Raw genomic sequence first — 17,499 nt, 5'->3', positions numbered from 1 at the left:
ATTTTTTGGAGAACCAAGGGGGCTGGAGAAGCCCGTCACAACGGGGGGGGGGGGCTTTGGGCTCGGGGGGGGGAATGGGGGGAACCCCCCGGAGAGGGGACGGGGGGGAACCCGGCGAACCCCTCCCCCCCCTATGCCCGTGTCAGGGGCCGTCCGCCCGTGACACGGGGGCTTCGAGGCGCTGGGCGAGGTCGTCGTAGGTGATACCGAAGGTCTCCAGTACGACGGCACCCCCGGGGCCGACCTGGAAGGTCGCGAAGTCCGTGTAGACACGGTCGACGCAGCCGAGTCCGGTGAGCGGATAGGTGCACTCCGGTACGAGCTTGGCCACGCCCTTCTTGGTGAACAGGGTCATCATCACGAACACCCGCTTGGCGCCGATGGCGAGATCCATCGCTCCCCCGACCGCCGGTATGGCGTCGGGGGCGCCGGTGTGCCAGTTGGCCAGGTCACCGGCCGCCGACACCTGGAAGGCACCCAGCACGCAGATGTCGAGGTGTCCGCCGCGCATCATCGCGAAGGAGTCGGCGTGGTGGAAGTAGGCGGCCCCGGGCAGCTCGGTGACCGGGATCTTCCCCGCGTTGATGAGGTCGGGGTCGACCTGTCCCTCCTCGGCCGCCGGCCCCATGTTGAGCATGCCGTTCTCGGTGTGCAGCACGACCCCCGCTCCCTCGGGCAGGTGGTCGGCGACCAGGGTCGGCTGCCCGATGCCCAGGTTGACGAAGGAGCCGTGCGGGATGTCGCGCGCGATCCTCGCGGCCAGTTCGTGCTTGCCGAGCGGCCCCCGGTCGAGGTTCTCCACCAGCGCGCTCTGCGAAGTCGTCGGGATCATGCTGCTGCCACCTTCACTACGCGGTCGACATAGATGCCCGGGGTCACCACGGTTTCCGGGTCGAGATCCCCCACGTCGACGATCCCGTGCACCTGGGCCACGACCGTGGTCGCCGCGGTGGCCATGACGGGCCCGAAGTTGCGGGCGGTCTTGCGGTAGACGAGGTTCCCCATCCGGTCGGCCCGGTGCGCTCCGATCAGCGCGACATCGCCCTTGATCGGGTACTCCAGGACATGGGTACGGCCCGCTATGTCACGGGTCTCCTTGCCCTCGGCCAGCGGTGTGCCGACCCCGGTGGGTGAGTAGAAGGCGCCGATGCCCGCGCCGGCCGCGCGCAGCCGCTCGGCGAGGGTGCCCTGCGGAACGACCTCCAGCTCGATGCGCCCGTCACGGTAGAGCCCGTCGAAGACCCACGAGTCGGACTGCCGGGGGAAGGAGCACACGACTTTGCGTACGCGCCCCTTGGCGAGCAGCGCGGCCAGCCCGGTGTCACCGTTTCCGGCGTTGTTCGACACCACGGTCAGCTCGCTCGCGCCCTGCCGGATCAACGCGTCGATCAGTTCGACCGGCATGCCGGCCATACCGAACCCGCCCACCAGGACGGTCGAGCCGTCCGCGATCCCGGCGACGGCCTCGTCCGGGTCCCCGCACACCTGAAAGCTCATGCCGCACTCTCCAGAACCACGGCCAGTGCCTGGCCGACACCGATACAGATCGCGGCGAGACCCCACCGCTCGCCCGACTCACGCAGACGCGCGGCGAGTGTGCCGAGGATCCGGCCACCGGAGGCGCCCAGCGGATGGCCGAGCGCGATCGCCCCACCCTTGGTGTTCACGGTCGCCGGGTCGATCCGCCAGGCGTCCACGCAGGCCAGCGACTGCACGGCGAAGGCCTCGTTGACCTCGACCGCCGAAACGTCCGACCAGGAGATACCGGCCCGCTTCAGGGCCCGCTCGGCCGCCTCGACCGGCGCGAACCCGAACATCTGCGGTTCGAGCGCCGACACACCGCGGCCGGCGATCCGCGCCAGCGGGGCGAGGCCGATGCGGGACGAGGCCTCCTCGGAGCCGATCAGCACGGCGGAGGCACCGTCGCTCAGGGGCGAGGCGTTGCCGGCGGTGATGGCACCGTCGGGGCGGAAGGAGGGCTTGAGGGCGGCCAGCTTCTGCGGCGTCGATCCGGGCCGGATCCCCTCGTCGCGGGAGAGGAGCACCTCTCCGTGCGCCGAGACCGGTGCCACCAGATCGTCGTAGAAACCGGAGTCCCACGCGTCGTTCGCGAGGGTGTGGGAGCGGGCGGCGAACTCGTCCTGGCGTTCCCGGGAGATGGCGAACCGCTCGCCCAGTTGTTCGTTCGCCTCCCCCAGGGAGACGGTCCACTCCTTCGGCATGCGCTCGTTGACCAGCCGCCATCCCAGAGTGGTGGACACGGCGGTCACATGGCCGGCGGGAAAGGCGCGGGACGGCTTGGGCAGGACCCAGGGCGCCCTGGTCATCGACTCCACACCGCCCGTCAGGACGATGTCCGCGTCGCCGCTCTCGACGGCGCGCGAACCGATGATCGCCGCGTCGAGCGAGGAGCCGCAGAGCCGGTTGACGGTGGTGGCGGGCACCGTCGTCGGCAGCCCTGCCAGGAGGACGGCCATTCTGCCGACGTTGCGGTTGTCCTCGCCCGCGCCGTTGGCGTTGCCCCAGACCACGTCGTCGATGGCGGCGGGGTCGAGCGAGGGCGACTTCTCCAACGCCGCCGAGACGACGGTGGCCGCGAGGTCGTCGGGCCGGATCTCGGCGAACGCCCCGTTGTATCTGCCGAAGGGTGTGCGTACCGCGCTGTAAAGGAAGCTGGCAACCATGATGCGAGGGTAAGGTCCACGCATTCATCTGGTCCAATTCCAGTTCCAGCTTGATTCATCACTGGAAGAGATAAGCTGAGGTCGTGGACGTCCGTCATGCGCGCTACGTGATCGCTCTCGCCGAGGAGTGTCACTTCGGCCGCGCCGCCCAGCGCCTGCACGTGGCGCAGTCGGCGCTCTCGCAGCAGCTCAAGCAGTTGGAGCGGGAAATCGGAACGACGCTCTTCGCCCGGTCGACGAGGCGGGTCGAACTCACGGAGGCCGGCCACCATCTGGTCCGGCACGCACGGTCGATCCTGGCCGAGGTCGAACGCGCCGAGGAACAGATGGCGCTGCTGGCCGCCGGACGAGCGGGGCGGGTCTCCATCGGGTTCGTCGGCACGGCCACCTACGACGTGCTGCCGCGGATCGCTCGCACCATCCGGTCACAACTCCCGGACGTGCTCCTGGAACTGCACGGTGAACTGCTGAACCCCGAACTGATCGAAGGCCTGCACAGCGGTACCTACGACCTCGCCCTGATGCGCTCCGGCACATCCGCCGACGCCACGATCGACGTCACCACCCTCCGGTCGGAACGACTGGTGGTCGCCGTGCCCAGCGGCCACCGACTGGCGGACCGGAGCCGGATCCCCCTCGCGACACTGGCCGACGAGCCCTTCGTCGTCCATCCCTCCCGCGACCGTTCGGCCATGTACGGCCGGGTGCTGGCCGCCTGCGCCCGCGCCGGGTTCGCACCCTCGCCGCTGATCGAGGTGGGCGAGACCTCCACCCTGGTCGTCTTCGTCGCCGCCGGCCACGGCGTCGCCCTGGTCCCGGAGTCGGTGCAGAACCTCCGCCTCGACGGGGTCACCTACATCCCGCTGGCCACGGCCGAATCCGTCACCCTCGGGCTGGCACGCCGAGCGGGCCTGAACTCACCGGCCACGGAGCGGGTCGCGAGGATCGTCGAAGAGGTCATCAGACAGTGAACGCCCGCCGCCGTCCGGTCTGTCACGGAAGATCGTCCGCGATGGCGGCGGCCGTCCCCGAGAGAGCCACGACCCAGCCGGGCAGCAGGCGACGATCGAACCGCGCGGTCGGCAGGGCCAGCGACACCGCGGCGACCGAACCGGCGCCGGGCCAGGGAATCGACACTCCGATCGCGCTGAGTCCGTTCTCGGTCTTCTGGTCGTTGATGGCGAATCCCCTGCGGCGGACCAGACCCAGCTGTCTGCGCAACCCCGGCAGATCGATGTCGGCGTTCGCGTACAACTCGGCGAGTTCGGCGGGCGACAGGGCCGCCAGGAGCGCCTTGCCGCCGGAGGCCAGACGCGCGGGCAGGGTCCGGCCCTCCCGGTCGCCGACCCTCAGCACCTGATCGCATTCCACCGTCACCGCGAACCGGACCTGGTCACCGGCCAGCACCTGTAGATGTGCGGTCTCCCGCACCTCGGCCACCAGGACCCTCATATGCGGCAACGCCACCCGCCGCAGAAGCGGCACCGGTGCCGCCGAGGCGTCGACCGAGCGCAGCACCGGACCTGCCCGGTAGCGCCGGTCGGAGCCCTGTTCCGCGAAGTCGCGGTAGACCAGCATGGACAGCAGACGGTGCGCCGTCGACCGCGAGACACCCAGGCGGTCGGCCGCCTCCGAAACACCCAGCGGCCCCTCCTGTTGCAGCACGACGGCCAGGCTCAGGGCGTGGTCGACGGACTCGATCGCGTAGACCGGTCTGTTCTTCACAGCAGAATTATGGGCCCCGGAGAACAGAACATCTATACCTTCCGACCATGACTGGCGAAGGCAGAAAAGACGATCCCCTGACGGGCCCAGTGACGATCACCGCGTCGGACAGCCCTGATCAGCCCATTCCCTCACCGGAACTGCGCGATCTCTACCGTGGCTTCGAGAAGGAGCTGCTGGTCCCCCTGTGGACCGAGATAGGCGACCTGATGCCGCTGTCGCCCAGACCGTCGGCACGGCCGCATGTCTGGCGCTGGTCGTCGATGCTGCCGCTGGCCGAACGAGCGGGCGAGCTGGTGCCGGTCGGCCGGGGTGGGGAACGCCGCGCCATGGCACTGGCCAACCCCGGGCTCGGCGGCGCTCCCTACGCCACGCCCACGTTGTGGGCCGCGATCCAGTATCTCCGTCCCGGTGAGAACGCCCCCGAACACCGGCACACCCAGAACGCCTTCCGCTTCGTCGTCGAGGGCGAAGGCGTCTGGACGGTCGTCGACGGCGACCCGGTGGCGATGCGGCGCGGCGACTTCCTGCTGACGCCCGGCTGGCACTTCCACGGCCACCACAACACCAGCGCCGAGCCCATGGCCTGGCTCGACGGTCTGGACATCCCGTTCGCGCACTACACCGGTGCCACCTTCTTCGAGTTCGGGCCGGACGAGGTGTCGGACCACTCCACACCGTCCCGTTCGCGCTCCGAGCGGCTCTGGGCCCATCCGGGACTGCGCCCCGTGTCCCGTGCCGAACGGCTGCCGAGCTCGCCGATCGCCGCGTACCGCTGGGAACACACCGACGCCGCCCTGAACGACCAGCTCGCCCTTGAGGACGAGGGCTTCCCCGGCGTGGTCGAACCAGGACACGCCGCGGTGCGCTTCACCAACCCGTCGACCGGCGGCGATGTCATGCCCACAATCCGTGCGGAGTTCCACCGGCTGCGTCCGGGCACCCTCACCGCGGCCCGCCAGGAGGTCGGATCCGCCGTGTGGCAGGTCTTCTCCGGCTCCGGCACCGTCCGCGTGGACGACCGGGAGTGGCGGATCTCCCACGGCGACCTGTTTGTCGTCCCGTCCTGGGCGGCCGTGACCATCGCCGCCGACGCAGGACTCGATCTGTTCCGGTTCTCCGACAGCCCGATCTTCGAGCGGCTGCACTTCGACCGGACGCTCATGGAAGGACAGCGATGAAACTCGCGACTATCCGAATCGGCGACGGTACCAGGGCCGTCCGCGTAGAGGGGAGCCGCTACGCGGAGCTCGACGCTCCCGACGTCGGCGGGCTGCTGGCCCGGGAGGACTGGCGGACCGCGGCCGAGGCGGCCGAGGCGGACCGGCCACTGGCCGACGTGGACTACGCACCGCTCGTACCCCGTCCGGGAAAAATTCTCTGCGTCGGCCTCAACTACCGCAACCACATCCTGGAGATGGGCCGTGAGCTGCCGCAGTACCCGACTCTGTTCGCGAAGTTCCCCGAAGCGCTGGTGGGCCCGTACGACCCGGTGGTGCTGCCGCCCGAATCCACGGCCGTCGACTGGGAGGCGGAACTGGCGATCGTGATCGGACGCACCGTCCGCCGCGCCGACGCCGCCGAGGCCGAGGCGGCGATCGCGGGGTTCAGCGTGCTCAACGACGTCACCGCGCGCGACTGGCAGTACCGCACCCCGCAATGGCTGCAGGGCAAGACGTTCGAGGCCACCACACCGTTCGGTCCGTTCCTCGTCACCCCCGACGAACTGCCGGGCGGCACCTCACCCGCGCTGACGTTGACCTGCTCGGTGGACGGCGAGGCGATGCAGAAGGCCGACACCGGTGACCTGGTGTTCGGGCCTGTCGAGCTGGTGCGTTACGCGTCGACCATCCTCACCCTCAACCCGGGAGACGTGATCGCCACCGGTACCCCGGGCGGTGTCGGCCACGCCCGCAAGCCCCCTCGCTACCTCACCGACGGCTCGCGCCTCGTCACCGAGATCGACCACCTCGGCCGGCTGGAGAACACCGCGCGCACGGAGCTCGGCTGATGTCCGCACGGCAGTGGATGGACCACGGCACTCAGCTGTTCCTGGCCACGGTCGACTCGCTGTCCGACGGCGACCTCGACGCGCCGAGCGCGCTGCCGGACTGGAACCGCAGACATCTGATCGCCCACGTCCACTACAACGCGGAGGCGCTCCGACGGTTGGTGAGCTGGGCCCGCACCGGACGGGAGTCGGCGATGTACCCCAGCCCGGGGCATCGCGACGCCGAGATCCAGGCGGGCTCCCGGCTCGCGCCGGAGGAGTTGCGGCGCCTGGTGCGTGATTCGGCCAAGGAACTGGCCGAGGACGTAGGCGCATTGCCTCAGCGCGCGTGGTCTCACGAGGTGAGGACGGCCCAGGGACGGACGGTCCCGGCGACGGAGATCCTCTGGCTGCGCACCAGGGAGGTCTTCGTGCACGCGATCGATCTCGACGCCGGCGTCGGCTTCGACGACCTGCCGGCGGATCTGCTGCGCGCGCTGATCGACGACACACTCGGCCGCCGTACGGCCGCCGGCCACGCCCCGGCACTGGCCCGCTGGCTCACCGGCCGCACCTCCCGAGCACCCGACCTCGGGCCGTGGCTGTAGGAGCGTCAGGCCCTGGAGCCACAACCGTCACTGCCTGCCGGGGCGAGCCCGGCAGGCAGGACATGGATTCCGCAGCGGGGAACTTACGGTCGGGACGCTGACGGCCCGGCCCGGCCCGGCCTACGCTCCTGGGGAGCCCGGCAAGGTGTCAAAGATGCGCCGCTGACCGGCAGGAACGGGAGGTCCACACAGTGATCGACGGCATCCCAGTGATCGACGCGGTCGTGCATCCGTACAACCTCACAGAGGAGAATTTCCGTACCCCGCACGCGCGGCCGATCACCGACATCGTCTCCGGCGGCAACCGCGCCGTCGCACCACCGGGATACCGGCTGACCAAGGACGGCTACGAGCGGAACTGGTCGATCGAAGAGGTCGCGACCATGTCGTTCGTGGAGAGCTACGCCGACCTCGCCACCTACCACGTGGTCCCGATCCGCGCCTACCACGACGGTATCTGCTCCGTCGAGAAGGGCCTGGAGGCCCAGGAGCGCTGGCCGGACAGGTTCATGTTCTACGTCGGCGTGGACCCGTTGGAGGGGCCGAAGGCCGTCGAGGATCTAGAGCGCCAGATGGAACTGTTCGACAACGTCGCCGGCCTCAAGCTCTACCCGAACAGCTGGCTCGGCCAGGAGGTCGAGGGCTGGCTGATGGACGACCCCGAGGTCGCGTTCCCGTTGTTCGAGAAGGCGCAGCAACTCGGCATCCGTACGGTCGCGATCCACAAGGCCATCCCCCTGGGACCCGTGGAGCTGCGCCACTACCGCGTCGACGACATCGACCGCGCCGCCATGGCCTTCCCCGGTCTCAACTTCGAGATCGTGCACGGCGGCATGGCGTTCCTTGAGGAGACGGCCTGGCAGCTGGCCCGGTTCCGCAATGTGTGGGTCAACCTGGAGACCACCGCGACGATGATCACCAACCGCCCGGCGGCGTTCGAGCGTGCCTTCGCCGCGCTCATCGCCAACGGCGGTCCACGCGCGCTGTCGCAGATCTTCTGGGGCACCGGCTGCATGGTGTCGCACCCCCGGCCGCATCTGGAGCACTTCGCGCGCGACTTCTCCTTCTCCCCCGAGCTCACCGAGCGGTACGGGCTGCCGGAGATCACACCCGAGGTCAAGCGGGCCGTTCTCGCGGAGAACTATGCCCGGCTGCACGGCATCGACCTCGGTGAGCGCCTGTCCCGGCTGAAGGGGGACGAGTTCGACCTGCGGCGCCCGGACGGCACCGAACCCGCCCCCGGCTACTCGACCACGGCCGTCGCCGATGTCGCCTACTGACCGCCCGCTTCGGACCTGGGCCGACCGTTTCGTCGACGTCGGCGGGATCCGGACCCACTATCTGGAAGCCGGGGACGGCCCGCGGACGGTGGTACTGCTGCACTCCGGCGAGTTCGGCGGCGGCGCCGAGCTGTGCTGGGAGTACAACATCGCGGCGTTCGCCGAGCACTTCCGCGTGGTCGCCCCCGACTGGCTGGGCTTCGGCGAGACGGACAAACTGCACGACTTCGTGTCCAAGTCCGACCGCATGATCCGGCACATGGCCGCGTTTCTGCGGGTCCTCACGATCGACCGGGCCTATTTCGTCGGGGCGTCCATGGGCGCCACGCGGTTGCTGCACGAAGCGGCCCGGCCGACTCCGGGGCTGCCGATCGCCGCGATGGTGCTGGTCTCGGGCGGCGGCTTCGTGCCGGACAACGCCCACCGGCGCTCACTGCTCGCCTACGACGGCACCGACGAGGGCATGCGGGGGATCCTGCGGGCCTGCATGGCCGACACCGCGTGGGCCACGGACGACCGCTATGTCGCCCGCCGGGTGGCCGCCAGCCTGGAGCCCGGGGCGTGGGAGGCGATCGCCGCGGCACGCCTCAAGGCACCGAACGTCCCGGCCCGCTCGGACTTCGGCCAGGCCGACGCCATCGCCTACGAGCGCGTCACCGTGCCGACACTGGCCTTCGCGGGGGCCAAGGACCTGCTCCGCGAACCGGGATACCACCAGGCCCTGGAGCGCATCCCCGGCGCCGAGGTGGAACTGCTCGACGACGCGGGGCACCTGCTGAACATCGAGCGGGCGCAGCGGTTCAACGCCCGAGCCGTCCGTTTCCTGACCGACTTGGAGAAGCCATGAGCTGCGGTACGGACGAGGTGCGCGACGCACTGCGCCGCGTCGCCGATCCCTGCGCCGTCGCGACCGGGGTACCGGTCGACATCGTCGCGATGGGTCTGGTCCAGGACGTCCGGGTCGACTCCGGCGAGGTCACCGTCGAGCTCCGGCTGACCAGCCCCTTCTGTATGCAGATCGGGCTCATCACCGAGCAGGCGCGCGCCGTCGTCGGTGAGCTGCCCGGGGTCACCGAGGTCCGGATCGAGGTCGATCACGTGGCGGAGTGGATGCCCGAGGACATGGATCCCGAGGCACGGGCGGCCCTGCGCCGCGTCCGCCCGTTGTCCCTGACGGTGATTTCCTGAGGGTCCGGCCCTGAGAGGGCCCGGACGCCGACTGGGGCCCACCCGCGCTGACGCGGGTGGGCCCCCTTGTCGTTTGCCTTGACAGCCGTGAGCGGGTCAGCGCAGCCCGGCGCCGCCGTTGACCGGCAGTACCTGCCCGTTGATCCACTCGCCGTCCTCGGAGAGCAGGAAACTCACGGCCGCGGCGATGTCCTCGGGCTTGCCGAAGCGAGGGGAACGCAGCATGTCGAAGACCGCCCTGCGGTCGTCCTCGGAGTTCATCGCCTTGTTGTTCTCGGTGAGCACCATGCCCGGCGCCACCACGTTGCAGCGGATGTTCTCCTTGCCCCAGCGGGTCGCGATGTGCTTGCTCATCGCCACGACACCCGACTTCGACGCGCCGTAGCTCACCCGGCTGCGGTCGCCGTACAGGACGAGGCCGGAGATCGTGTTGACGATCGCCCCGCCGCCACTGGCGAGCATCGCCGGGACGGCGTACCGGGCGGTGAGGAAGTAGCCGGTGAGGTTGACCTCCAGGCTGCGCCGCCACACATCGAGCGGCACGTCGACCAGGTCGGTGTCGCGGCCCAGGGTGTTCTGCGAGAGATCGGCCGCCACGTTGAACAGCCCGTCGACGCCGCCGTACGCGTCGACGGTCGCCGCCACCAGGTCACGGCAGGCGTCGGCGTCGGCGATGTCGAACCACAGGGAGGTGGCGTCGCCGCCCCGCTCCCGGATACCGGCGGCCACCTTCTCCGCTCCGGCGCCGTCGAGGTCACCGACCATCACCCGTGCGCCCTCCTCCGCCAAGCGGCGGGCGGTGGCGGCACCGATGCCGGAGGCACCACCTGCCACGATCACTGCCTTGTCGGTGAGTCCACGCACGGGCTCCGTTCCTCTCTGCCGTCGAACGCACTGTAGACCTGCTGGTGGGAACCGCTCGGCCGGCCCGTCAGGTCGACATGCTCAGTGCCTCGTGGGAGGAGCCGGTGACCTGGCGGTAGTGCTGCAACATGGTGGCGAGTTCCTCCTTGCTGATGACGTCCTCGATGCGGTCGAAGGGCTTGTCGCCGGTGCGTTCGTAGACCTCGCGGAGGATGGCGTCGGGCGGATTGGTGCGGTTGAGCCGCACCACCTCGGCGGTGGCGGGGAGACGTTCCCGCTCGTAGGCGACGAGGGCCGAGACCACGTCGGTGTGCGCGCGGAGCGCGTCGGTGAGGGCGCGGGTGTCCACGATGGCCTGTCCGGCGCCGTTGGAGCCACGCGGGACCATCGGGTGGGCGGCGTCGCCGAGCAGGGTCACCCGGCCGAAGCTCCAGCGGTCCAGGGGTTCTTGGTCGACCATGGGGTATTCGAGGATCTGGTCGGCGTTGCGGATCAGCTCCGGTACGTCCAGCCAGGGGAAGCGCCAGTCGGCGAAGGGCTCGATGACGTCGGCGATGTGGCCGTCACGGTTCCAGTCCCGGTCGCCGCGCTGTGGGACCGGAACCTCGGCGACCCAGTTGACCAGTTGGCGACCGGAGCTGTCGATGTTGTCGCGGATGGGGTAGACGACCAGCTTGCCGGTGGCGAGCCAGCCGGCGCGGATCATGCTGGCGCCGGTGAGGACGCGCTCGTGGCGAGTCACCCCGCGCCACATGCTGTAACCGGAGTACACGAGGCCGTCCTCGCCGGGATGCAGCTGCGAGCGCACCGCGGAGTGCACGCCGTCGCAGCCGATCAGCAGATCCGCGCGGATATCGACCGTTCCTTCGGCGGTCTCCACCTGGGCGGTGACACCGTGCGCGTCCTGGGTGAAGGAGCGGAAGGTGTGACCGAGGGCGATGGCGTCGCCACCCAGCCGCTGTTCGACCTCCGCCGCAAGGATCAATTGCAGGTCCCCGCGGTGGATCGAGTACTGGGGCCACGCGTAGCCGGCCGCCGCGCCCAGTGGCTCGGCGTAGATGAACTGGCCGAAGCGGTTGTAGAACACCGACTCCGCCGTCTGCACCGCGGCACTCGCCAGCTTGTCGGTCAGGCCGACGCGGTGCAGTTCCCGGGAGGCGTGCGGCAGGATGTTGATGCCGACCCCGAGTGGCCGCAGTTCGGGCGCCGCCTCCACGAGGCGGGCGGATATTCCCGCAGCGTGCAGTTGGAGTGCGAGGGTGAGTCCGCCGATACCGGCGCCGACGATCAGCACCTGTGCGGGCTTGGTCATGAAGGGCTTCCGTTCTCAGGCGGGGGTGATGGTGACCTGCAAGGTGTCGAAGCCGCGGAGGAAGTTGTTGAGCATGGGGCGGGGGGTGTCCGCGAACTCGACCGACCTCACTCGCCGGGCGAAGGCGGACAGCAGCGCGTCCGCCTCCATGCGGGCGATCGGCGCGCCGACACACTGGTGGATGCCCCGGCCCAGCGCCACATGCCCGCCGGCGTCCCGCGTGATGTCGAAGCGGTCGGCGGTCTCTCCCCAGCGGTCCGGATCCCGGTTCGCGGCTCCCGGGAGAAGCATGATCTTCTGCCCCTCCGTGACGGGGATGCCCTCGATGTCCGTGTCCTCGGCGGGAGTGCGGATGATCTGGCGGACGGTCGAGGTGTGGCGCAGTGTCTCGTCGAAGGCGAACTTCCCGCGCGCCGGCTGCTCGCGCAGCAGTGCCCACTGATCCGGGTTCGTGATCAGGAGGTACAGGGTGTTCGCCAGGCTGTGGATGGTGGTGTCGATCCCGGCGCCGACCAGCGACCGCACCAGGTTCGGGGCCTGCGCGTCGGTGAGTTCACCCCGGTCGACGGCGTCCCAGATCAGCGCGCCGAAGCTGCCGGGCTGGACGTTCTCCCGCCGACAACTGTCACGCACCCAACTGACGGTCGGCTCCAGGTCGCCCATCTCGGCGAGCGCCCGCTTCGCGCGGGGTGTCCTGGGACCCATGGACTCGAAGAGGAACTTGCTGTAGCGCAACAGGTGCTCGCGCCCCTCCTGCCGCACACCCATGACCGCGTCAGGGATCACCTTGAGCGGATAGGCCTCCGCGAAGTGGGTCTGCGCGTCGAAGGTACGCATGTCCAGGAGCCGGTCGACGATCTCGTCGGCCGCCGTCTGGAAGTCGTCGCGCATCCTGCGCAGGTTGCGCGGAGCGATGACCGAGGTCATCACGGTCTTGATCGCCGTATGGCCCGGTGGGTCGTTCTCCGCCAGCAGCCCGGGCTCACGGAAGCTCTCGTCGTACTTCAGATCGAGGACCCCGCCGCCCCGGCTGTTGAGGAACATCGCCGGGTTCTCGATGATCGACTTCACCGTCGCGTAGCGGCCGACCGCCACCAGGCGGAACCCCTCGCTCTGTTGCACCCGCACGACCGGACCCGCATCGAGGACCGCTCGGTGGAAGTCGCCGGGATCCCGCAGCACCTCGTCCGAGAAGGGGTCGAGATCGAGTTCAGGCATGGTGGTCGTCATCTCTGGACGCCCTTTCACGTCGGGGAGGGTCAGAGGTCCAGGACCAGTCGTGGGCAGGCGGCGCGGGACACGCAGACCATCATGACCTCGTTCTCTTCCTGTTCCTCTTTGCTCAGCACCGCGTCCCGGTGGTCGACCTGTCCCGAAACCACAGCGGTTTCGCAGGTGCCGCAGGTGCCCTCCTGACACGAGGACAGCATCTGAATCCCGGACTCGCGCACCACGTCGAGGATCGAGCGGTCCGCCGGCACCGTCAGCACCTTGCCGGAAGCAGCCAGTTCCACCTCGAACTCGGTGTTGGCGACCGCACCCGGCGTGGCGGCAGAGAACCGTTCGAAGTGGATGGTGCCGTTCGGCCAGTGGGCTCCCATCCGTTCGATCGCTTCCAGCATGCTGTTCGGCCCACAGGCGTACAGCAGTTCACCGGGGCGCGGATCGCGCAGCAGGGCGGCCAGGTCCGGCACCCCCTGTTCGGAGTCGATGTGCAACCGCACTCGGCTTCCATGGTCGGCGATCAGCTCCTCCGCGCACGCCATGCCCTGCCGGGAGCGCCCGCAGTAGGTCAGCGACCACTCGGCACCGGCCCTCTCCGCCTCGTGCAGCATCGGCAGGATCGGAGTGATCCCGATGCCCCCGGCAAGGAAGCGGTAGCGCGGTGCCCGTTTCAGGGCGAAGTGATTGCGCGGACCTCGCACCATCAGCTTGTGTCCGGTCCACACTTCGTCATGGAGGCACTGGGAGCCACCGCGGCCCTGCTCCTCACGCAGCACCATGATCGACCACTCCTCGTCCGAGGGGCGGCCGCACAGGCTGTACTGCCGCTCGATCCCGTTCGGCAGCAGCACGTCGATGTGTGCCCCGGGGGTCCAGGAAGGCAAGGGCTGCGCATCGACGCTGATGAGCCACAACTGCACGACGTCCGCCGTGACCCGTCGGCGGCGTGTCACCACGACGGGAAGCTCCTCCTCTGTGGTTCGTGCTGATGCGAGCAAGGTTTCTGCCACCGTCATGACAACTCCATTGACGTCCTCGGGTGCTGCCCACAGTTAGCCAGGTTGTCGGCGCGCGTTCACGCGTTCCCGCTGGAATTCCGTGAAGAGGAATCCTCGATGGAGCCCCCGCGAGTTCCCCCATACGGAATCAGGTGCGACCATGGGATCATGAGTGTCGAATCCAATGGCGGGTTGACCTCGGTGGACCGGGCTTTGCAGATCCTCGAGTTGCTGCGTCACCACCGCACGGTGCGGGTTATGGAGGTCGCCGAGCATCTCGGGGTGGCTCGCTCGACCGCGCACCGCCTGTTGCAGGCGCTGGTGCACCGGCAGTTCGTCGTCCAGGACGCCAACAAGCTCTACTATCGTGGCCCGGCGTTCCTGACGGCCGGTTTCGGTGACGATCGGATCCCTGTCCTGCGAGGAGTGGCACGGGCACACCTGGAGCGGCTTTCGGCCGTCCTGCAGGAGACCTGCCATCTCGCGGTGATCGAGGGCAACGGAGCTCGTTTCATCGACGGTGTGGAGAGCCCACAGATCCTGCGTGTGGGGCTGCGGATCGGAATGCTGTTGCCCGCGCACATCACTGCGGTGGGCAAGGCTCTGCTGGCGGAGCTGTCCGATGCGGAGCTCTTCGCGCTCTACCCGCGCGGACTTCCCGGCAGCCCGGTCGAGGCGAACCGACGGGCTTCGCTGCGCCGGGAACTCGCCACCGTGCGCAAACGCCGGTACGCCACCAATATCGACGAGAGCGCCAAGGGTGTGAGGGCCGCGGCGGTGGTGGTGAAGAACTCCGACGGACTGGCCGTGGCCTCCATCGCGGTGGCCGCCCCCAGCACGCGGTGCCCGCGGTCGGGACTCGGGCGGCTCGCCGAACACCTTCATGAGGCCGCTACCGCCATCGAGGGATCCCTGGCCGGCACCGGCCCAGGTGCCCATGGGAGAAACACCTCCAGCCCCAAGGGATAGGGGTGCGGTGTCGACGGTGCCGCCGGCCTCGGAGCCGTGTGCAACCGACCCACGGGATCGCATCGCTGCATACGGCAGCCGCCGGTTTGCCCAGAGTCCAGCGGGCTGCCGGCTGCCGGGTCAACTACTTCCGGTTTGCCCTTTCACCCCAACCGCTCGGCAGCACAGCGCGACGGTGGGTCCTGCGGGCGTCCCAGAGCCCGGACAGCCCGCTCTGTCGGCACGAATTCCTCATTGTGGAATCGCGTCACGCCAGAACCTCGATTGCCGCTGATCGACCTAGTCTGACCAGCGCATTGGCTTCGTCAAAGGAGATGTGAGGCATGCGGTCCTACACAGACACCCCGAAGTTCGCCGTCAACGCCTATTCCACCCCGCACAACGGCGTCTTCGACGACATCGAGCAAGTAGCGGCCATCGGGGGCGCCGCCGTGGGCCTGTGGGAGGGCAAGTTCGCCGACGGCCAGGACGAGCAGATCGCACGTTCTCTGCGGGAACACGGTCTGGAGGCGGCGTTCTGTGTGCCGCGGATGCACTCCGTCCTCGGAATTCCCTTCGACAAGCCGGGCACCCCGAAGGACCCACGGGAGCGGACCGAGCTGATCTGCGAGAGCATCCACCGGCTCGCGGCCTTCTCCCCCGCCGTGATCGCCATCGCGCCCGGCACCAGCGGAGACCCGGCACATCCGGCGGGTCCGGTGGAGGCGATCGCCGAGAATCTGCCGGCGATCGCCGACGCCGCCGCCGAGCACGGCCTGCAGATCGGTCTCGAACTGCTGGCCGAGCGCCGGGGGTCGCCGCTCCACACCATTCCCGCGATGGTGGAGGTCATCGACCAGGTCGGCCGGGACAACGTCGGGATCATGTTCGACATCTTCCACAGCTGGTGCGAACCCGGGCTCCACGAGCAGATCGCCAAGCACGGCCACCGCATCAACAGCGTCCAGGTGTGCGACATCCGCGTCCAGGAACGCAGTGGCTTCGACCGTGAACTGCCCGGGCGGGGCCGCGGCGTCGCCCCGGAGATCATCGCCAGTCTGCTGGAGGCCGGATACGACGGTCTCTGGGAGCTGGAGGTGTTCTCCGACGACGGCACCTACGGCAGCGACTTCCCCGACTCCTACTGGAAGCAGCCGCACCAGAAGTTCCTCTCCCAGTCCAAGAAGGCCTTCGAGGAGAGCTACCGACAAGCACTGTCCCTTCTGGAGCAGCGGGCCCGGTGACGGATGTGACGGAGGCCTCCTTCGTCGACTCCCTGCTGCACCCGGGGTTCTACAAGCTGGGCTACGTCACCAACGACCGGGAGCAGGCGGTCGACGTCCTGTCCGAGCAGCTCGGCATCGAGGAGTTCGTGCCCTTCGAACCGGCCTTCACCGTCACGGCGGGGGATGGCCGAACGGGTGAAGCCAGTCTGCGCTGCGCCTTCTCGGCGGGACGGCAGTTGGTCATCGAGGTCCTGCAACCCGTCGACGGGCTGGTCGACATCTTCACCGAATCGCTGACGGACAGCGGCGGATTCCAGCTCGTCTTCCACCACGTGGCGGTCCTCGTCGAGGACCTCGGCGCCGTCAAGAAGGCCGCTGCCGGGCTGCGTCTCACCCCGGCGATCGAGGCCCACCTGCCCAGCGGCATGTCCTTCACCTATCTGAAGCTGCCCGGGCTCGGCCACTACGTGGAGCACGACCAGTACGACGGCGACAGCGGGGCGTTCCTGGACAGCGTCCGTGACAAGAGGATCGCGAAGCGGCAGACGGCTCAACGTCGGTGGCACCAGGGCCCACCGCACCCACCACAGACACAGAGGCGGACAAACGATGGACAACAAGGACGTGGCCCTCAAGGTCGCGGAGGAACTGTTCCACGACCTGGACCCCACGGCGGTGGACCGCTGGATGGTCCCGGACTACCGGCAGCACAACCCGACCATCGCCGACGGCCGTGACGGGCTGCGTGCCGCGATCACCACCCTGGCGGCCCTGGCGGGGGGAACCCGCTTCGAACCGGTACGGGTGATCGGCGACGGCGACCAGGTCGCCGTGGTCGGCGTCTACCACCATCTCAACAGCCCTGAGCCGCTGTTCGCGTTCGACCTGTACCGGTTCGAGCAGGGCAGGCCGGCCGAGCACTGGGACGCGCTGGCCCCGATGGGGACGCGGTCGGCGAGCGCCCGGTCCGGAAGCGGCCTCGCGGGGCCGGCCGGCGACACGGCCGACACCGCGGCCAACCGGGCGCTGGTCGTCGAGTTCGCACAGCGGGTCCTGTCCGAGGCCGACTACTCGCTGCTGTCCCACTACGTCTCCAGTGAGACCGCCGGGACGTCACTCGCACCCGGCACACGGGCCGTCAGCACCCCTGTCTGGTGGCCGCCTCACCAGCAGGCGGCGGGAACCGGCCACGACCCCGTCTACAAGGTCGTCCACAAGGTCGTCGCCGAGGGTGACCTCGTCCTGTTGCAGTCCGAAGGCGAGCTCGGTGTCCCGGTCGCCATCTGGGACCTGTTCCGCGTCGCCGACGGCGCGATCGTCGAGCACTGGGACATCATCAACCCGGTTCCCACCGACGCGGCGCACACCAACGGGCTGTTCTGAACAGCAACAGCGACAGCAACAGACAAGGCTGGGGCGTCGGGTGTGTACCCGACGCCCCAGCCTTTGAGC

At 69.2% G+C, this 17,499-nt stretch carries 19 protein-coding genes; 11 read left to right on the top strand and 8 right to left on the bottom strand.

From position 1 onward, the window contains the following. Nucleotides 1–142: 142 nt before the first annotated feature. From ACFU95_RS43515 to ACFU95_RS43505, 3 genes are read right to left on the bottom strand one after another with little or no spacing between them, the layout of a single operon-like run. On the bottom strand, nucleotides 143–832 hold the full coding sequence (locus tag ACFU95_RS43515; protein ID WP_152173032.1) for a 3-oxoacid CoA-transferase subunit B: 690 nt from the start codon (nucleotides 830–832) through the stop codon (nucleotides 143–145). Beyond that, nucleotides 829–1,497: a 3-oxoacid CoA-transferase subunit A gene (locus ACFU95_RS43510; RefSeq protein ID WP_152173031.1), complete on the bottom strand. Its 669-nt coding sequence runs from the start codon at nucleotides 1,495–1,497 to the stop codon at nucleotides 829–831. The genes ACFU95_RS43515 and ACFU95_RS43510 overlap by 4 nt, the downstream gene beginning before the upstream one ends. Beyond that, nucleotides 1,494–2,684, bottom strand: coding sequence for a thiolase family protein (locus ACFU95_RS43505; RefSeq protein ID WP_152173030.1), 1,191 nt, complete (start codon nucleotides 2,682–2,684; stop codon nucleotides 1,494–1,496). Before ACFU95_RS43505 ends, ACFU95_RS43510 begins: the two co-directional genes overlap by 4 nt. Nucleotides 2,685–2,767: 83 nt before the next feature. Between ACFU95_RS43505 and ACFU95_RS43500 the strand changes: the two genes are divergently transcribed. Continuing rightward, nucleotides 2,768–3,655, top strand: a complete 888-nt coding sequence (locus ACFU95_RS43500) for a LysR family transcriptional regulator (RefSeq protein ID WP_152173029.1) — start codon at nucleotides 2,768–2,770, stop codon at nucleotides 3,653–3,655. 22 nt (nucleotides 3,656–3,677) lie between these two features. Here the strand turns inward: ACFU95_RS43500 and ACFU95_RS43495 are convergent, their stop codons facing one another. Then, on the bottom strand, nucleotides 3,678–4,409 hold the full coding sequence (locus tag ACFU95_RS43495) for an IclR family transcriptional regulator (RefSeq protein WP_152173028.1): 732 nt from the start codon (nucleotides 4,407–4,409) through the stop codon (nucleotides 3,678–3,680). 47 nt (nucleotides 4,410–4,456) lie between these two features. Between ACFU95_RS43495 and ACFU95_RS43490 the strand changes: the two genes are divergently transcribed. The 6 genes from ACFU95_RS43490 (at nucleotide 4,457) to ACFU95_RS43465 (ending at nucleotide 9,475) form a co-directional block, all read left to right on the top strand. Continuing rightward, complete coding sequence (locus ACFU95_RS43490) at nucleotides 4,457–5,590, top strand: cupin domain-containing protein (RefSeq protein ID WP_383840815.1); 1,134 nt, start codon at nucleotides 4,457–4,459, stop codon at nucleotides 5,588–5,590. Then, nucleotides 5,587–6,420, top strand: a complete 834-nt coding sequence (locus ACFU95_RS43485; protein WP_152173026.1) for a fumarylacetoacetate hydrolase family protein — start codon at nucleotides 5,587–5,589, stop codon at nucleotides 6,418–6,420. The genes ACFU95_RS43490 and ACFU95_RS43485 overlap by 4 nt, the downstream gene beginning before the upstream one ends. Next, nucleotides 6,420–7,007 carry a maleylpyruvate isomerase family mycothiol-dependent enzyme gene (locus ACFU95_RS43480; RefSeq protein WP_383840811.1) on the top strand — a complete coding sequence of 196 codons (588 nt, stop codon included), beginning with the start codon at nucleotides 6,420–6,422 and terminating at the stop codon, nucleotides 7,005–7,007. Before ACFU95_RS43485 ends, ACFU95_RS43480 begins: the two co-directional genes overlap by 1 nt. Before the next feature lie 191 nt (nucleotides 7,008–7,198). Next, nucleotides 7,199–8,287, top strand: a complete 1,089-nt coding sequence (locus ACFU95_RS43475; RefSeq protein ID WP_152173025.1) for an amidohydrolase family protein — start codon at nucleotides 7,199–7,201, stop codon at nucleotides 8,285–8,287. Further along, on the top strand, nucleotides 8,274–9,134 hold the full coding sequence (locus ACFU95_RS43470; RefSeq protein WP_383840808.1) for an alpha/beta fold hydrolase: 861 nt from the start codon (nucleotides 8,274–8,276) through the stop codon (nucleotides 9,132–9,134). The genes ACFU95_RS43475 and ACFU95_RS43470 overlap by 14 nt, the downstream gene beginning before the upstream one ends. After that, nucleotides 9,131–9,475, top strand: coding sequence for a metal-sulfur cluster assembly factor (locus tag ACFU95_RS43465; RefSeq protein WP_383840805.1), 345 nt, complete (start codon nucleotides 9,131–9,133; stop codon nucleotides 9,473–9,475). The genes ACFU95_RS43470 and ACFU95_RS43465 overlap by 4 nt, the downstream gene beginning before the upstream one ends. 96 nt (nucleotides 9,476–9,571) lie before the next feature. On the opposite strand, the gene ACFU95_RS43460 is transcribed toward ACFU95_RS43465, so the two are convergent. The 4 genes from ACFU95_RS43460 to ACFU95_RS43445 all read right to left on the bottom strand — a co-directional run bounded on the left by ACFU95_RS43460 (nucleotide 9,572) and on the right by ACFU95_RS43445 (nucleotide 13,891). Further along, on the bottom strand, nucleotides 9,572–10,339 hold the full coding sequence (locus tag ACFU95_RS43460) for an SDR family NAD(P)-dependent oxidoreductase (protein ID WP_152173022.1): 768 nt from the start codon (nucleotides 10,337–10,339) through the stop codon (nucleotides 9,572–9,574). Between the two features lie 67 nt (nucleotides 10,340–10,406). After that, complete coding sequence (locus ACFU95_RS43455; RefSeq protein ID WP_383840802.1) at nucleotides 10,407–11,651, bottom strand: flavin-dependent oxidoreductase; 1,245 nt, start codon at nucleotides 11,649–11,651, stop codon at nucleotides 10,407–10,409. Between the two features lie 15 nt (nucleotides 11,652–11,666). Continuing rightward, on the bottom strand, nucleotides 11,667–12,881 hold the full coding sequence (locus ACFU95_RS43450) for a cytochrome P450 (protein ID WP_383840799.1): 1,215 nt from the start codon (nucleotides 12,879–12,881) through the stop codon (nucleotides 11,667–11,669). Nucleotides 12,882–12,910: 29 nt separating this feature from the next. Beyond that, entirely contained in the window at nucleotides 12,911–13,891 is a 981-nt protein-coding gene (locus tag ACFU95_RS43445; RefSeq protein ID WP_383840796.1) for a PDR/VanB family oxidoreductase, read from the bottom strand. Between the two features lie 150 nt (nucleotides 13,892–14,041). Between ACFU95_RS43445 and ACFU95_RS43440 the strand changes: the two genes are divergently transcribed. From ACFU95_RS43440 to ACFU95_RS43425, 4 genes are all read left to right on the top strand, one after another. Continuing rightward, nucleotides 14,042–14,842: an IclR family transcriptional regulator gene (locus tag ACFU95_RS43440; protein WP_383840794.1), complete on the top strand. Its 801-nt coding sequence runs from the start codon at nucleotides 14,042–14,044 to the stop codon at nucleotides 14,840–14,842. A gap of 323 nt (nucleotides 14,843–15,165) precedes the next feature. Continuing rightward, on the top strand, nucleotides 15,166–16,065 hold the full coding sequence (locus ACFU95_RS43435; RefSeq protein ID WP_383840790.1) for a sugar phosphate isomerase/epimerase family protein: 900 nt from the start codon (nucleotides 15,166–15,168) through the stop codon (nucleotides 16,063–16,065). Next, nucleotides 16,062–16,784, top strand: a complete 723-nt coding sequence (locus tag ACFU95_RS43430; protein ID WP_383840788.1) for a hypothetical protein — start codon at nucleotides 16,062–16,064, stop codon at nucleotides 16,782–16,784. Before ACFU95_RS43435 ends, ACFU95_RS43430 begins: the two co-directional genes overlap by 4 nt. Continuing rightward, nucleotides 16,672–17,430, top strand: coding sequence for a nuclear transport factor 2 family protein (locus ACFU95_RS43425; RefSeq protein WP_383840820.1), 759 nt, complete (start codon nucleotides 16,672–16,674; stop codon nucleotides 17,428–17,430). Before ACFU95_RS43430 ends, ACFU95_RS43425 begins: the two co-directional genes overlap by 113 nt. Nucleotides 17,431–17,499: the final 69 nt, after the last annotated feature.

The sequence above is a fragment of the Streptomyces sp. NPDC057623 genome (genome assembly GCF_042800355.1).
GTDB lineage: Bacteria > Actinomycetota > Actinomycetes > Streptomycetales > Streptomycetaceae > Streptomyces.
The sequence above is the reverse complement of the archived record's forward strand: the minus strand, read 5'-3'. Positions and strand labels throughout refer to the sequence as shown.

Bases quoted from the DNA above. Each gene is read 5' to 3' on its own strand.
- ACFU95_RS43515 (WP_152173032.1), bottom strand. From the start codon at position 832: ATGATCCCGACGACTTCGCAGAGCGCGCTGGTGGAGAACCTCGACCGG.
- ACFU95_RS43510 (WP_152173031.1), bottom strand. From the start codon at position 1,497: ATGAGCTTTCAGGTGTGCGGGGACCCGGACGAGGCCGTCGCCGGGATC.
- ACFU95_RS43505 (WP_152173030.1), bottom strand. From the start codon at position 2,684: ATGGTTGCCAGCTTCCTTTACAGCGCGGTACGCACACCCTTCGGCAGA.
- ACFU95_RS43490 (WP_383840815.1), top strand. From the start codon at position 4,457: ATGACTGGCGAAGGCAGAAAAGACGATCCCCTGACGGGCCCAGTGACG.
- ACFU95_RS43485 (WP_152173026.1), top strand. From the start codon at position 5,587: ATGAAACTCGCGACTATCCGAATCGGCGACGGTACCAGGGCCGTCCGC.
- ACFU95_RS43480 (WP_383840811.1), top strand. From the start codon at position 6,420: ATGTCCGCACGGCAGTGGATGGACCACGGCACTCAGCTGTTCCTGGCC.
- ACFU95_RS43470 (WP_383840808.1), top strand. From the start codon at position 8,274: ATGTCGCCTACTGACCGCCCGCTTCGGACCTGGGCCGACCGTTTCGTC.
- ACFU95_RS43465 (WP_383840805.1), top strand. From the start codon at position 9,131: ATGAGCTGCGGTACGGACGAGGTGCGCGACGCACTGCGCCGCGTCGCC.
- ACFU95_RS43455 (WP_383840802.1), bottom strand. From the start codon at position 11,651: ATGACCAAGCCCGCACAGGTGCTGATCGTCGGCGCCGGTATCGGCGGA.
- ACFU95_RS43450 (WP_383840799.1), bottom strand. From the start codon at position 12,881: ATGACGACCACCATGCCTGAACTCGATCTCGACCCCTTCTCGGACGAG.
- ACFU95_RS43445 (WP_383840796.1), bottom strand. From the start codon at position 13,891: ATGACGGTGGCAGAAACCTTGCTCGCATCAGCACGAACCACAGAGGAG.
- ACFU95_RS43440 (WP_383840794.1), top strand. From the start codon at position 14,042: ATGAGTGTCGAATCCAATGGCGGGTTGACCTCGGTGGACCGGGCTTTG.
- ACFU95_RS43435 (WP_383840790.1), top strand. From the start codon at position 15,166: ATGCGGTCCTACACAGACACCCCGAAGTTCGCCGTCAACGCCTATTCC.